This window comes from Bacillus cereus group sp. N6, assembly GCF_016483705.1.
Taxonomy (GTDB): Bacteria; Bacillota; Bacilli; order Bacillales; family Bacillaceae_G; genus Bacillus_A; species Bacillus_A wiedmannii.
Genome location: NZ_JAEHBI010000007.1, coordinates 1 through 13,529, shown reverse-complemented (window position 1 = coordinate 13,529; position 13,529 = coordinate 1). Strand labels below are relative to the sequence as shown.

The following is a 13,529-nucleotide window of genomic DNA, read 5'->3' as shown; positions in this document are numbered from 1 at the left end:
TAATAACACGAAGCGTTCACATAGTGGATGCTTTTTATTTTGGAGGAGGATGAAGAATGAGATTTAAGATGAAAGCTGAATGTATGAATGAGCAATGTAAGACGGTGATTGTTGGTAATAACCTTGATGGATTGTCTTGTGCCAATTGTGGTGGACCGACATGGACAAAACCATTTGATTCGACTGAAAAACAAGCTAAAAGGATAAAATCAAAGGATTAACAATTGAATTGAACGTTGATACAACTGAAGCGTTAGAAGGTATTAAGGAAGTAACTGAAGCTGCTAACGAATGTGCAGATGCGTTGGACAAATTAGAAATGATTATGGATAAGTTTACAAATCGAAGTGATACAGTGGAACTCTATTGTGGAGGGAAATTATTATCTAAGTCTACAGTTAATCATACAGCTGATTCAATTCAAGGTTGCGTAATCAAGGGAGAAGCGCTTGGAGGAAGTGAACACTGATGAAGAAACCACTCAGGCCATGCTGCGAATTTCATTGTTATAACCTCACGCGCGAAAGATATTGTGAGGAACATAGATATAAAGAAAAGGAAACGCAGCAGGATAAGAATAGATACTATGACCGATTCAAACGAGACAAAGAGAGCACGGCTTTCTATAAGTCAAAGGCATGGGAAAGGTTAAGAAAACATGCACTTATGAGAGACAAAGGATTGTGCTTACATTGTAAGGACAATAGAAAGATTAAAGTTGCAGATATGGTTGACCACATCATTCCAATTAAGATTGAACCAAGCTTAAAACTTAAATTAGAAAACTTACAATCGCTTTGCAATCAATGTCATAACAGAAAAACAGCAGAAGACAAAAAGAAATACGGGTAGGGGTGGGTCAAAAAACATTCTGGGAGGTCTTCCCGTACCGCCGTCCCCTCAACATCGCAGAAAAATCCGTTTTTGAACATTTTTTTAAGGGGGTGTAGTCATGGCTGGAAGAAATAAACAACCTCTCTCTGTTATACAGGGAAAGGGTAGGTCAAATCACATTACAAAAAATGAACAAAATAGGCGGGAAAAACAAGAAGAAGCGTTGCGTGGTCATACCGATAAAATTGAAGCTCCTTCTTATTTGACCGTAGCACAAAAAAGAGAATTTGATATATTGGCTGTTGAATTAGTTAGACTGAAAATTTTTAGCAACTTAGATGTGGACAGTTTAGCGAGGTATGTTGATTCTAAAGACCAGTATATAAAAATGGTTCGCCTGTTAAGAAAAACAAAGCCTTCAGATGATTTTAAATTGTATTCTCAAATGCAAAGAAGTAAGAATCTTTTATTTAATGAATGTCGTTCTTCAGCTAGTGATTTAGGTTTGACCATTACATCCCGCTTAAAATTAGTTATTCCAGAAGCAGATACTTCACAACAAAAGCAAAGTGAAGCACAAAAGCGTTTTGGTGATCGTATATGAACTGGATAATGGAACGGGTTTTTGCATATTGCGAGGATATTTTAAGCGACAAAATAAAAAGTTGTAAAAAGCATCGTTGGGCCGTCGAACGATTCATAAGAGATTATGGGGAGTGTCAAAGTGAAGACAGTCCTTTTTATTTTGATGAAGAGATAGCGGAGGATTTTTACTGGTTTGCAAAGGAATTTAAGCACGTTGAAGGAATTTTGGCAGGTGAATCAGTAGAATTAACTGATTTTCAACTATTTTTAGCAACTAATATTTTCGGGTTTAAAAAGAAAATAAATGGAGCTAGGCGATTTAGAAAGGCTTTTATTCAGTTAGCACGTAAAAATGCTAAATCACAGTTTCTTGCTATTGTAGCAGCTTTTTGTACTTTTCTTGGAGAAGAAAAACAACGTGCTTATATCGCTGGCTGGACAAGGGATCAGTCATCTGAAGTTTATGAGGCTGTAAAAACAGGAATCAGTTCTAGTGAATTGTTAGAAGGGAAATGGAAAGAAGCTTACAGCACAATTGAAATATTTAAGAACGGTTCAGTTGTTGTTCCGCTTTCAAAAGAAGCTAGAAAAACTGGTGATGGTAAAAACCCGTCTCTTGGAATTGTCGATGAATATCATGCACATGAAACTGATGAAATTTATGACGTTTTATCGTCTGGTATGGTGGCAAGGAAAGAACCGTTAATGTTTATCATAACAACAGCTGGTTTCGACTTATCTAGACCTTGTTATAGAGAGTATGAGTATGTCAGTGATATCTTAGACCCATCAAAAAATGTAGAAAACGATGATTATTTCGTTATGATCTGTGAGTTGGAAAAGAACGATGATATCAAAGATGAGTCGAATTGGATAAAAGCAAATCCCATCGTAGCAACATATGAAGAAGGTTTGGAAGGTATACGTTCAGATTTGAAGGTTGCTCTTGATAGACCTGAAAAAATGAGAGCCTTTTTAACGAAAAACATGAATATCTGGGTCGATAAAAAGGACAATGGGTACATGGATATGTCAAAATGGCAAAAATGCGAAGTAGATAACCTTGATTTTTCAGGCGCAACTCTTTGGATAGGTGGCGACTTATCAATGACAACTGATTTAACAAGTGTCGGTTGGGTCGGAATGGATGATGAAGGTGATTTTATTGTTGGACAACATTCTTTTATGCCTGAAGCTCGTTTGAAAGAAAAAATGGCTACAGATAAAGTACGTTATGACTTATGGGCAGAACAAGGGTATTTGACTTTAACACCTGGTGAAATGGTTGATTATACAATTGTTGAATCTTGGATAGAAAACTTTTCTAAAGACAAAGAAATTCAAGAGTTTGATTATGATAAATGGAATGCATTGCATCTAGCGCAAAATTTAGAGAATAAAGGGTTTGTTTGCGTGGAAATCCCTCAAAGGATAGCTAATTTATCCATTCCAACTAAAAATTTTCGAGAAAAAGTATATGAAAAGAAAGTTAAACATAATGGAGATCCAGTCCTTTTTTGGGCGCTTAATAATGCTGTTATTAAAATGGATGATCAGGAAAACATTATGATTTCGAAAAAAATAAGTAAAAATCGTATTGATCCAGCAGCAGCGGTATTAAATGCGTTTGCTAGGGCTATGTATGGAGCAAGTGTCAGGTTTGATGTATCTGAATTTGCGAATAAAGACTTTCTAGGCAAGTTATGGAACTAGGGAGGGGGTGAACATGTGAAAATAGTGGATTCAGTTAAAAAGTTCTTTAATTTTGAAAAACGTCAAACATCGCAGGTAATAGAGTTAAATAAAGATGATGAAAAGTTATTAGAATGGTTAGGGATTTCTCCAAGTGATATTAGCGTTAAAGGAAAAAATGCATTAAAAGTCGCTACAGTCTTTGCATGTATCAAAATACTATCTGAATCTGTATCAAAGTTACCCTTGAAAATATATCAGGAAGATGAATACGGAATTCAACGCGGGACTAAGCATTATCTCAATAATTTATTGAGACTAAGGCCTAATCCATACATGTCTAGCATGAACTTTTTTGGGGCATTAGAATCTCAAAAAAATTTATATGGCAATAGCTACGCTAACATAGAATTTGATAGAAAAGGGAAAGTGAAAGCGCTATGGCCAATAGATGCCTCTAAAGTGACAGTGTACATTGATGACGTTGGTTTATTAAATTCCAAAACTAAAATGTGGTATGTGGTAAATACGAATGGACAACAAAGAGTGTTAAAGCCAGAAGAGATTCTGCACTTTAAAAACGGAATAACTCTTGATGGTCTTGTTGGTGTCACTACAATGGAATATTTAAAGTCCACATTAGAAAATTCAGCTTCAGCTGATAAATTCATAAATAACTTTTACAAGCAAGGGTTACAGGTAAAGGGATTAGTTCAATATGTCGGTGATTTAAATGATGATGCGAAGAAGATTTTCCGAGAAAATTTTGAATCAATGTCTAGCGGTCTTCAAAATAGTCATCGTATTGCATTAATGCCAGTAGGATATCAATTTCAACCTATTTCATTAAATATGTCAGATGCTCAATTTCTTGAAAATACCGAGCTTACTATTAGGCAAATCGCCACTGCATTCGGCATTAAAATGCATCAATTAAACGATTTGAGTAAAGCGACTTTAAATAATATTGAGCAGCAGCAACAACAATTTTATACCGATACATTGCAAGCTACTTTAACGATGTATGAGCAAGAAATGACGTATAAGTTATTTTTAGACAGCGAGTTGGATAAAGGGTTTTATTCGAAATTCAATGTAGATGCTATTTTAAGAGCGGATATCAAAACGAGATATGAAGCTTACAGAACAGGTATTCAAGGCGGTTTCCTCAAACCTAACGAAGCTAGAAGTAAGGAAGATTTACCACCAGAAGTTGGTGGGGATCGGTTACTTGTTAATGGAAATATGTTGCCGATTGATATGGCTGGACAGGCATATTTGAAGGGAGGTGATACTAGTGGAGAAGTCAGCAAAGAAGGAAATGAAGGAAATTAGAGCTTTACCAATGACTATTGAAGTCCGTGAAGTTAATGAGGACGAAGGAAAACGAACAATTTCTGGATCGATAAAATATAACAATGAAAGTGCTGAAATGCGTGATTGGTGGGGCGATACTTTCGTAGAAGAGATCGCTGAAGGGGCTTTTGACGAAAGTTTAAAAGTTCGTGATGTTGTAGGTTTATGGTCTCACGACACATCTCAAGTATTAGGAAATACTAAAAGTAAAACTTTACGAATCGAAAATGACAAGAAAGAATTGCGATTTGAATTAGATATTCCTAATACAACTGTCGGAAATGACGCATGGGAATTAATTAAGCGTGGAGATGTTGATGGAGTTTCTTTTGGGATGAAGGTTACAAAAGACAAATGGTCATCGGAAGAACGTGAAAATGGAAAGCTTTATAAGCGTTCGATTTTGAATGCTGAACTATATGAAATATCACCGGTTGCATTCCCTGCATATCCAACGAATGAAGTAAGTGTACGTTCATTGGATGATTTTAAAGCTGGAGAAAAGCGAGTAGCTGATGAGTTTAGGAAAAGAAAATTACAAATCGAACTAGAGCTTATATAAGGCTCTTTTTTTATTGATAAATTTAAGGAGTGATTTGAATGTCAAAAGAATTACGTGAATTATTAGCTAAGTTAGAAGGGAAAAAGGAAGAAGTACGCTCTCTTATGGGAGAAGATAAAGTGGCAGAAGCAGAACAAATGATGGAAGAAGTGCGATCACTTCAAAAAAAAGTTGATTTACAACGCTCATTAGATGAATCAGAAACGGAAGAACGAAGCAATGGACGAGAAGTTGAAGTACGTAATGTAGATGGTGAAACGGAATACCGCGATGTATTTATGAAAGCATTACGTAATAAACCATTAAATGCTGAAGAGCGTGAATTTCTTGAGGATGATTTAGAAAAACGAGCAATGTCTGGATTAACTGGGGAAGATGGAGGGCTTGTCATCCCTCAAGATATTCAAACACAAATCAATGAATTAGCTCGTTCCTTTGATGCACTTGAGCAATATGTAACTGTTGAACCAGTGCGTACACGTTCAGGATCACGAGTATTAGAGAAAAATTCAGATATGATTCCGTTTGCTGAAATCACTGAAATGGGTGAAATTCCAGAAACGGATAATCCGAAATTCTCAAATGTACAATATGCAGTGAAGGACAGAGCAGGTATTTTACCGTTATCTCGTTCATTGCTTCAAGATAGTGATCAAAACATCCTAAAGTATGTAACTAAATGGTTAGGTAAAAAATCTAAAGTTACACGTAATGTGTTAATTTTGAGCGTAATTGAAAAGTTAACAAAACAAGCAATCAAATCTCTGGATGATATTAAAGATGTATTAAATGTTAAATTAGATCCTGCGATTTCCCCGAATGCGATTTTACTTACAAACCAAGATGGGTTTAATTATTTAGACAAATTAAAAGATAAAGATGGAAAATATATTTTACAGTCAGATCCAACGCAAAAAAACAAAAAACTATTTGCTGGTACTAATCCAGTCGTCGTTGTTTCGAATCGTTTCTTAAAATCAAAGGGAACAACAGCTAAAAAAGCGCCACTTATTATTGGTGATTTAAAGGAAGCTATTGTTTTATTTAAACGTGAAGATATGGAACTAGCTTCTACAGATGTAGGTGGTAAAGCATTCACTCGTAATACATTAGATTTACGTGCAATTCAACGTGATGATGTACAAATGTGGGATAATGAAGCAGCAGTTTATGGAGAAATCGATTTAAGTGCTCCTGTTGAACAACCTCAAGGATAAACGAGGGAGGCATTTGAATGCTTGTTACCTTAGAAGAAGCTAAAGAATGGATTCGAGTGGATGGGGACGATGACCAAACTATCACTATGTTAATTAAAGCGGCTGAATTATATATTTACAAAGCAACTGGCAAAACATTTACTCAAACAAATGAAGATGCTAAGTTGCTTTGTTTATTTTTGGTTGCCGATTGGTATGAAAACCGACTACTTGTAGGAGAAAAAGCCAGTGAAAAAATCAGAACCATTGTTCAGAGTGTGATATTACAGCTCCAATATGCTCCAGAGCCTCAGGAGGAAAGGAAATGAATCCTGCAAAATTAGATAAACGGCTTACATTTCAAGTAAAAGATGAAAATGCAAAAGGGCCTGACGGTGATCCGATAGATGGATATAAAGATGCTTTTACCGTATGGGGCTCTTTCGTTTATTTAAAGGGAAGGAAATACTTTGAGGCCGCCACCGCAAATAGTGAAGTTCAAGGAGAAACAGAAATTAGATATCGAGATGATGTAAGTGCAGATATGAAAATTAAGTATAAAAACATGATTTATGATATTGTTTCGGTTATTCCAACTCAAAAACATACTGTATTGATCATGTGGAAACGTGGTGAAATGAATGGCTGATGGTATAGATTTAGATTTACTAGGATTTGATCGCTTAGTTACTGAATTAGACCAAATGGGGTTACGTGGAGAGAAAATTGAAGATAAAGCTCTTGCAGCTGGTGGTGAACCTATTCGTAAAGCCATTGCAGAACGAGCGCCAAGAAGCCCAAGCCCCAAAAAACGATCTAAAAGTGAGCCGTGGCGTACAGGACAACATGGTGCAGACCAGATAAAAGTAACAAAGGCTAAACTTGAAGGTGGAATAAAAACAGTAAAAATAGGTCTTAATAAAGCGGATCGTTCTCCGTGGTTCTATTTAAAGTTCCATGAATGGGGTACATCTAAAATGCCAGCACATCCATTTATAGAGCCGGGTTTTAATGCTTCAAAAGCGGAAGCTGTACGTGCTATGACAGATATTTTGAAGAACGAAATGAGGTTGAATCTTTGATAAATCTAAGACCTGATATTTTACAAGCTCTTGAGAATGATCAAGAGCTTGTTTCATTGTTAGGTGGAAAACGAATTTATTACCGTAAAGCAAAGAAAGCAGAAGAGTTTCCGCGAATTGCGTATTTTGAATTAGATAATAGGCCAGATGGATTTGCAGATAATCAAGAGAGTGAAAGTGAAATCTTGTTTCAAGTTGATGTTTGGGCGAAGAGTAGTACAACGGTAATCCATCAAAAAGTGAATGAAATCATGAAAAAAATTGGTTTCTCACGTTATGCGGTTGCTGATTTATATGAAGAGGATACACAAATTTTTCATTACGCGATGCGATTCGCAAAAGGAGTGGAGTTATAGATGGCTGGAGAAGTTATTAAAATTAGTTCGACTGTCGGTGTGGATAACCTAGTTTATGCAAAGTCATTGAAAGATGATGCAACAGGTGTTGACTACAGTACGGTTAAAAAAATGGAAGGCGCAGTAAAGGTCAAAACATCTAAAAAAGTAGCTACTGAGATTATGTGGAGCGACAATAAAAAATCGGAAATTGCTGAGTCTGATGGTGAGGTTGAGGTAGAAATCGAAGTTCGAGGCCTGTCATTATCAACAAAGGCAGATATTGAGGGATTCCCAGAAGTTACAGATGGTGTATTAGATGAAAAGCGAGAGAGCGAAAAGCCGTATTTAGCAATTGGATGGCGCTTTTTAAAAGCTAACGGAAAATATCGATATGTTTGGTTATTAAAAGGGAAGCTTTCTCAAGAAGAGGAAGAAGCTGAAACTAAAAAAGATAAGCCAAACTTCCAAACAACAAAATTAAAAGGTTCATTCATCGAACGTGATTTTGATGATAGAACTAAATTTACAGCGGATGAAGATGAACCTACGTTTACAAAAGCTATTGGAGATAATTGGTTTAAAAAGGTATATGAGAAACCTGTGGCTCAACCACCAGCAGGAAAGTAAGAGGGGGCAAAAGCTCTCTCTTTTTTATTAATTAAGGAGGAATAAATTATGAAATTAACTTTACGAATCAATAACGAAGAAAAAACTTTTAACTTACCAGCATTCATTCCAGCTCGTTTAATTCGCCAAGCTCCAGAACTTGCAGATATTCCAAATAATCCTGAAGCGGCAGATTTAGATAAGATGGTTCAATATGTAGTACACGTTTATGGTGAACAGTTTACAGTGGATCAGTATTGGGATGGTGTAGATGCTCGGAAATTTTTATTAACAACAACGAATGTAATTAATGCTTTAGTTAATGAAACAGTAGAGGCAGCGGGTGCTAACCCTGTAGCTGATGGGGCAGAAAACCCAAACGTATAGAGGGAGGAGGGTTGACATTCAGCGAGTTTATGGACGAACTCTACCTCTCTTTATTGCAACAAGGGTACAAACACCATCACATTGATAATGAGATGGATATTTGGCATTATTTGAGACTTAATCGAAAAATGCGTGAAAACGGAAATGAAAGTCACAAAGGCTCTAATTCAAATGAAATAGAAGTGCCAGCGGAAAACATTATTTAACGAGGGAGGTGAGACTATGGCGAACGAAATAAATAATCTAGTCGTTAGACTTTCCCTTGATAACATAAATTTTAGACAAGGTATCTCGAATTCAGGTCGTGCAGTCAGGACGTTACAGAATGAGTTGAAATCTGTAAGTACAGGAATGGGCGGTTTTGCTAACGCTAGTCAGCAAGCACAAGTAAAATTGAGTACGCTCACCAGACTTATTGAAGCTCAAAAAGAAAAAGTTAAAGCATTGCGTCAAGCTTATGATCAGAATAAAGCTAAATTAGGAGAAAATGATGCTGCAACTCAGCGATACGCTGCACAAGTTAATAAAGCTGTTGCGGATTTAAATAGATTCGAGAATGAACTTAAACAAGTGAATCGTCAGGCCCAACAAACAGCACTGGATAAATTAAATAATTCATTGAAATCTTTACAAGCTGAATTCCAAGCAGTTACAACAGGGATGCATGGGTACACCAATGCAACTGAACAGACGCGAGCGAAAATTGATGTTCTATCTCGTATGATAGATAAGCAAAAGGAGAAAATTAGGGAGCTTCAGTCAGCTTACAATCGCGCTAAAACTGAAGAAGGAGAAGCGAGTCAGTCAGCGCAACGTTACGCAGAACAAATTCATAGAGCCACTGCTGAATTAAATCGATTTGAACAAGGATTACGTCAGTCAAATCATGAACTCGAGCAACAAGGAAATCGACTACTAAATTTCGGGAATCGTATGGAAACGCTGGGCAATCATTTGCAAAACGCAGGAAGTCAAATCGGTATTGTTTTTGGTGGAATGACGTATGCAATAGGGCGTGGTTTAAAGTCGGCAATTACAGAATCAATGAACTTTGAACAACAAATGGCCAATGTTAAGGCTGTATCTGGTTCTACTGGGGAAGAGATGAAGAAATTAAGTGAACTAGCTGTCAACATGGGGGAAACAACGAAATACTCCAGTGTTCAAGCTGGTCAAGGGATCGAAGAATTAATTAAAGCTGGTGTTAGTTTAACGGATATTATTAATGGTGGATTAGAGGGAGCTCTTAATTTAGCGACAGCCGGTGAATTAGAGTTAGGGGAAGCGGCAGAGATTGCCTCTACTGCTCTAAATGCATTTAAAGCTGATCACCTTTCAGTTGCGGATGCAGCTAATATTCTATCAGGTGCGGCAAACGCATCGGCAACAGATGTACGTGAATTAAAATATGGTTTAGCGGCATCATCAGCGGTAGCAGCGGGAGCTGGAATGACGTTTAAGGATACAGCTACAACTTTAGCGGTATTTGCTCAAAACGGTTTAAAAGGTTCTGATGCAGGGACATCTTTAAAAACAATGCTAATGAGACTAAATCCGTCTACAAAAGAAGCATATAACAAAATGCGAGATTTGGGTCTTATCACTTATAATGCACAAGCTGGATTTGATTTCTTAGTAAAAAACGGTATTCAACCAGCTTCCAGAAATGTAGGGGATATAGAAGTAGCTTTAGAACAATATGTAATGAAAACTGAAGGAGTAACGAAATGGAATGATAAATGCGATACCACATTCCGCGAATTAGCAACAAGTTCAGCTTTCTTATCATCAAAATTCTACGATCAACAGGGGCATATTCAAAGTCTAGAAAATATTTCAGGGACACTTCATGAATCAATGAAAGGTTTGACAGACCAGCAACGAAGCATGGCTTTAGAAACATTATTTGGTTCGGATGCCGTACGTGGTGCGACTATTCTCTTTAAAGAAGGAGCAAAAGGTGTTAATGAGATGTGGGATTCCATGTCTAAAGTTACGGCAGCTGATGTTGCGGCAACTAAAATTGACACTTTAAAGGGACGACTTACATTATTAGACTCGGCATTTTCTACAATGAAAAAGACCATTGGTGATGCTCTTGCTCCTGTAGTTAGCGCTTTTGTTGCCGGTTTACAAAAACTTGTTGATGGATTCAACTCTTTACCTGCTCCTGTACAAAAAGCAATAGCAATTACAGGTGGTATTATTCTTGCTTTAACAGCGGTAGCCGCTGCAATCGGTGTAGTTTTAGCGGCAGTTGGAATGGTTATGTCAGGGATTGGAGCGCTAGCAACATCATTAGGAATTGCTGGTGGCGCTGCGGGTCTTGCTGGTGCTGCGGTTGGATTTTTAGGAAGTGCATTAGGAGTACTTCTGGGGCCTGTTGGTTTAATAGCAGCCACTCTTATCGGGACTGGAGTTGTTGCATATAAAGCATATCAAAAAGCAACAGAAGACAGTATTGCTTCAGTAGATCGCTTTGCTACAAATACAGAAGGGAAAGTAAGCTCCTCAACAAAGAAGGTTCTTGGTGAGTATTTCAAGCTGTCCGATGGTATTAGGCAAAAGTTAACTGAAATTAGATTAAATCATGAAGTAATAACAGAAGAACAGTCGCAGAAGTTGATTGGTCAATATGATAAATTAGCTAATACAATCATTGAAAAAACCAACGCAAGGCAGCAAAAAGAAATTGAAGGACTTAAAAAGTTCTTTGCTGATTCATATGTATTAACCGCTGAAGAAGAGAACAAACGAATCGAACAGTTAAATCAGCACTATGAACAAGAAAAGCTAAAAACACAAGAAAAAGAAAATAAAATTAAAGAAATTCTACAAACAGCCGCTAGGGAAAATAGAGAATTAACAGCATCCGAGCGGATCTCGTTACAAGCATTACAGGATGAAATGGACAGAGTTGCTGTTGAGCATATGTCTAAAAATCAAATGGAGCAAAAGGTTATTCTTGAAAATATGCGTGTGCAGGCTAGTGAAATTTCAGCTAGACAGGCAGCAGAAGTTGTAGAGAATAGCGCAAAGGCAAGAGATAAAGTTATTGAAGATGCGAAAAAGACCCGTGACGAAAAAATTGCTGAGGCAATTCGTCAGCGTGATGAAAATAAAACAATCACTGCTGATGAAGCGAATGCAATCATTGCAGAGGCAAAACGTCAGTATGATAGTACAGTTTCTACGGCTCGAGACAAGCATAAAGAAATTGTGAGTGAAGCAAAAGCGCAAGCTGGTGAACATGCAAATCAGGTAGATTGGGAAACTGGCCAAGTAAAATCGAAATATCAAGTTATGAAAGATGATGTTATTCGAAAAATGAAAGAAATGTGGTCGGATGTTACCAACAAATATGAAGATATGAAAAACTCTGCAAGTAACAAGGTAGAGGAAATAAAAAATACAGTTTCGAGAAAATTTGGCGAAAAAGTCCAAGCGGTAAAAGATAAGATGAACGAAGTGAAAAGCGGTATCGAAGAAAAATGGAATACAGTTGAAAAATTTTTCAGTTCCATAAATTTACGTTCCATTGGTAAATCAATCATAGAAGGTCTTGGAAGAGGAATAGATGATGCTTCAGGAGGTCTATTTAGCAAGGCTGCTGGAATTGCAAGTGATATTAAAAAGACTATTTCTGGAGCACTAGAGATTAACAGTCCATCTAAAGTGATGATTCCAGTTGGTAGCGCGGTTCCAGAAGGTGTTGGAGTTGGTATGGATAAAGGGAAACGGTTTGTTGTGGATGCAGCAAAAAATGTAGTCGGAACTGTTAAGAAACAAATGGGGAATATGCCATCTGTTTTTGATTTTGGATTCCAAACAAATCAATATAGTATCCCGCAAAATACATTTAGCGATTTCAGCGGATATACGCAACCGCAATTATCTTATAACAATCCATCTATGGCAAAAACAATATTCCCAAATAGACCAGGTGGAGAACAAGAACTGAATTTAACCGTAAACATGACTAATGTTTTAGATGGAAAAGAGCTTGCAAACGGAAGTTACACCTATACTACAAAACTTCAAGATCGTGAACAAAAAAGAAGAGCGGAATTTTAAGGGTGGTGAGCACGTTGGGGAAACTTAGTTTTACTTTTAATAATATTAGAAAAGATTATATTCAAATGCTAGTTGGAAGAAAACGTCCTTCATGGGCTCCAGTAAAAAGAAGATTAGTAAGAGTCCCTCATCGCGCAGGGGCTCTTTTACTTAATACAGAAACGGAGGAACGTCGTATTGACGTTCCTCTTGTTATTAAAGCGAAAAAAGATATGGCGGATTTACAAAAGTTAAAAGAAGATTTAGCGGATTGGTTATATACAGAGCAACCTGCTGAACTTATTTTTGATGATGAGTTAGACAGGACTTATTTAGCATTAATTGATGGTTCTGTTGATTTGGACGAAATAGTCAATAGAGGTAGAGGTGTTATTACTTTTGTTTGTCCAATGCCGTATAAATTAGGGAAAATCAATACTCACAAATTTACGCAAGAGTGGTCTACAGAAACAACTTCTTATTTTACTAATAAAGGAAGTGTAGAAGCTCCAGCATTAATTGAAATGACAGTGAAAAAAACAAGTACCTTTTTAGATGTATGGTTTGGAGAGTATCCGCATAATCGTGATTATTTCAGAATAGGCTACCCTCTGACTGTGGAAGAAACCACGGTACAAGAACGAGAAAGAGTCATGTGGGATGAAATGGCTACTCCTATAGGATGGACACCTGTTACTGGACAATTCGAGGAGATGAAAGGGACAGGTAGTTTTAAATCAAGGGGTGGTCATGCACTATATTGATGCTAGTCTAAATGATAGACACACCGAACAGAGAGTTTATACTAAAAACAAATAAACAAGTTCGAGGTGTCTTA

Annotated in this window: 16 protein-coding genes and 1 pseudogene; all 17 read left to right on the top strand. The window is 37.0% G+C overall.

Features of this window, described 5'->3' with window-relative positions:
* Positions 1-56: 56 nt before the first annotated feature.
* Complete coding sequence (locus tag JDS99_RS07805) at positions 57-221, top strand: hypothetical protein (RefSeq protein WP_199694887.1); 165 nt, start codon at positions 57-59, stop codon at positions 219-221.
* Between the two features lie 8 nt (positions 222-229).
* Positions 230-469 carry a hypothetical protein gene (locus tag JDS99_RS07800; protein ID WP_206773160.1) on the top strand — a complete coding sequence of 80 codons (240 nt, stop codon included), beginning with the start codon at positions 230-232 and terminating at the stop codon, positions 467-469.
* Complete coding sequence (locus tag JDS99_RS07795) at positions 469-852, top strand: HNH endonuclease (protein WP_199694886.1); 384 nt, start codon at positions 469-471, stop codon at positions 850-852. Before JDS99_RS07800 ends, JDS99_RS07795 begins: the two co-directional genes overlap by 1 nt.
* 100 nt (positions 853-952) lie before the next feature.
* Positions 953-1,438, top strand: coding sequence for a phage terminase small subunit P27 family (locus JDS99_RS07790; protein ID WP_151631016.1), 486 nt, complete (start codon positions 953-955; stop codon positions 1,436-1,438).
* Entirely contained in the window at positions 1,435-3,132 is a 1,698-nt protein-coding gene (locus JDS99_RS07785) for a terminase large subunit (protein WP_199694885.1), read from the top strand. Before JDS99_RS07790 ends, JDS99_RS07785 begins: the two co-directional genes overlap by 4 nt.
* A gap of 15 nt (positions 3,133-3,147) precedes the next feature.
* Positions 3,148-4,446 (top strand): phage portal protein, encoded by a 1,299-nt coding sequence (locus tag JDS99_RS07780; protein ID WP_199694884.1) that lies wholly within the window; start codon positions 3,148-3,150, stop codon positions 4,444-4,446.
* Positions 4,409-5,029 carry an HK97 family phage prohead protease gene (locus JDS99_RS07775; protein ID WP_001982892.1) on the top strand — a complete coding sequence of 207 codons (621 nt, stop codon included), beginning with the start codon at positions 4,409-4,411 and terminating at the stop codon, positions 5,027-5,029. The genes JDS99_RS07780 and JDS99_RS07775 overlap by 38 nt, the downstream gene beginning before the upstream one ends.
* Positions 5,030-5,067: 38 nt before the next feature.
* Positions 5,068-6,246 (top strand): phage major capsid protein, encoded by a 1,179-nt coding sequence (locus JDS99_RS07770; RefSeq protein ID WP_199694883.1) that lies wholly within the window; start codon positions 5,068-5,070, stop codon positions 6,244-6,246.
* Between the two features lie 17 nt (positions 6,247-6,263).
* Positions 6,264-6,554, top strand: coding sequence for a head-tail connector protein (locus JDS99_RS07765; RefSeq protein ID WP_199694882.1), 291 nt, complete (start codon positions 6,264-6,266; stop codon positions 6,552-6,554).
* A complete protein-coding gene (locus JDS99_RS07760; RefSeq protein ID WP_199694881.1) occupies positions 6,551-6,874 on the top strand; it encodes a phage head closure protein in 324 nt (107 codons plus the stop codon). Before JDS99_RS07765 ends, JDS99_RS07760 begins: the two co-directional genes overlap by 4 nt.
* Positions 6,867-7,307, top strand: a complete 441-nt coding sequence (locus tag JDS99_RS07755) for an HK97-gp10 family putative phage morphogenesis protein (protein WP_044798124.1) — start codon at positions 6,867-6,869, stop codon at positions 7,305-7,307. Before JDS99_RS07760 ends, JDS99_RS07755 begins: the two co-directional genes overlap by 8 nt.
* Positions 7,304-7,663 (top strand): tail completion protein gp17, encoded by a 360-nt coding sequence (gp17, locus tag JDS99_RS07750; RefSeq protein ID WP_199694880.1) that lies wholly within the window; start codon positions 7,304-7,306, stop codon positions 7,661-7,663. Before JDS99_RS07755 ends, gp17 begins: the two co-directional genes overlap by 4 nt.
* The gene (locus JDS99_RS07745) at positions 7,664-8,272 is read left to right on the top strand and encodes a major tail protein (RefSeq protein ID WP_199694879.1); all 609 of its coding nucleotides are present in this window, start codon (positions 7,664-7,666) and stop codon (positions 8,270-8,272) included.
* Positions 8,273-8,320: 48 nt separating this feature from the next.
* A complete protein-coding gene (gene gpG / locus JDS99_RS07740; protein WP_098756307.1) occupies positions 8,321-8,638 on the top strand; it encodes a phage tail assembly chaperone G in 318 nt (105 codons plus the stop codon).
* A gap of 11 nt (positions 8,639-8,649) precedes the next feature.
* A complete protein-coding gene (locus JDS99_RS07735; protein ID WP_199694930.1) occupies positions 8,650-8,844 on the top strand; it encodes a hypothetical protein in 195 nt (64 codons plus the stop codon).
* A gap of 16 nt (positions 8,845-8,860) precedes the next feature.
* On the top strand, positions 8,861-12,712 hold the full coding sequence (locus JDS99_RS07730) for a phage tail tape measure protein (protein ID WP_199694878.1): 3,852 nt from the start codon (positions 8,861-8,863) through the stop codon (positions 12,710-12,712).
* A gap of 14 nt (positions 12,713-12,726) precedes the next feature.
* Positions 12,727-13,452, top strand: a pseudogene (locus JDS99_RS07725) (distal tail protein Dit); the annotation flags it as partial.
* Positions 13,453-13,529: the final 77 nt, after the last annotated feature.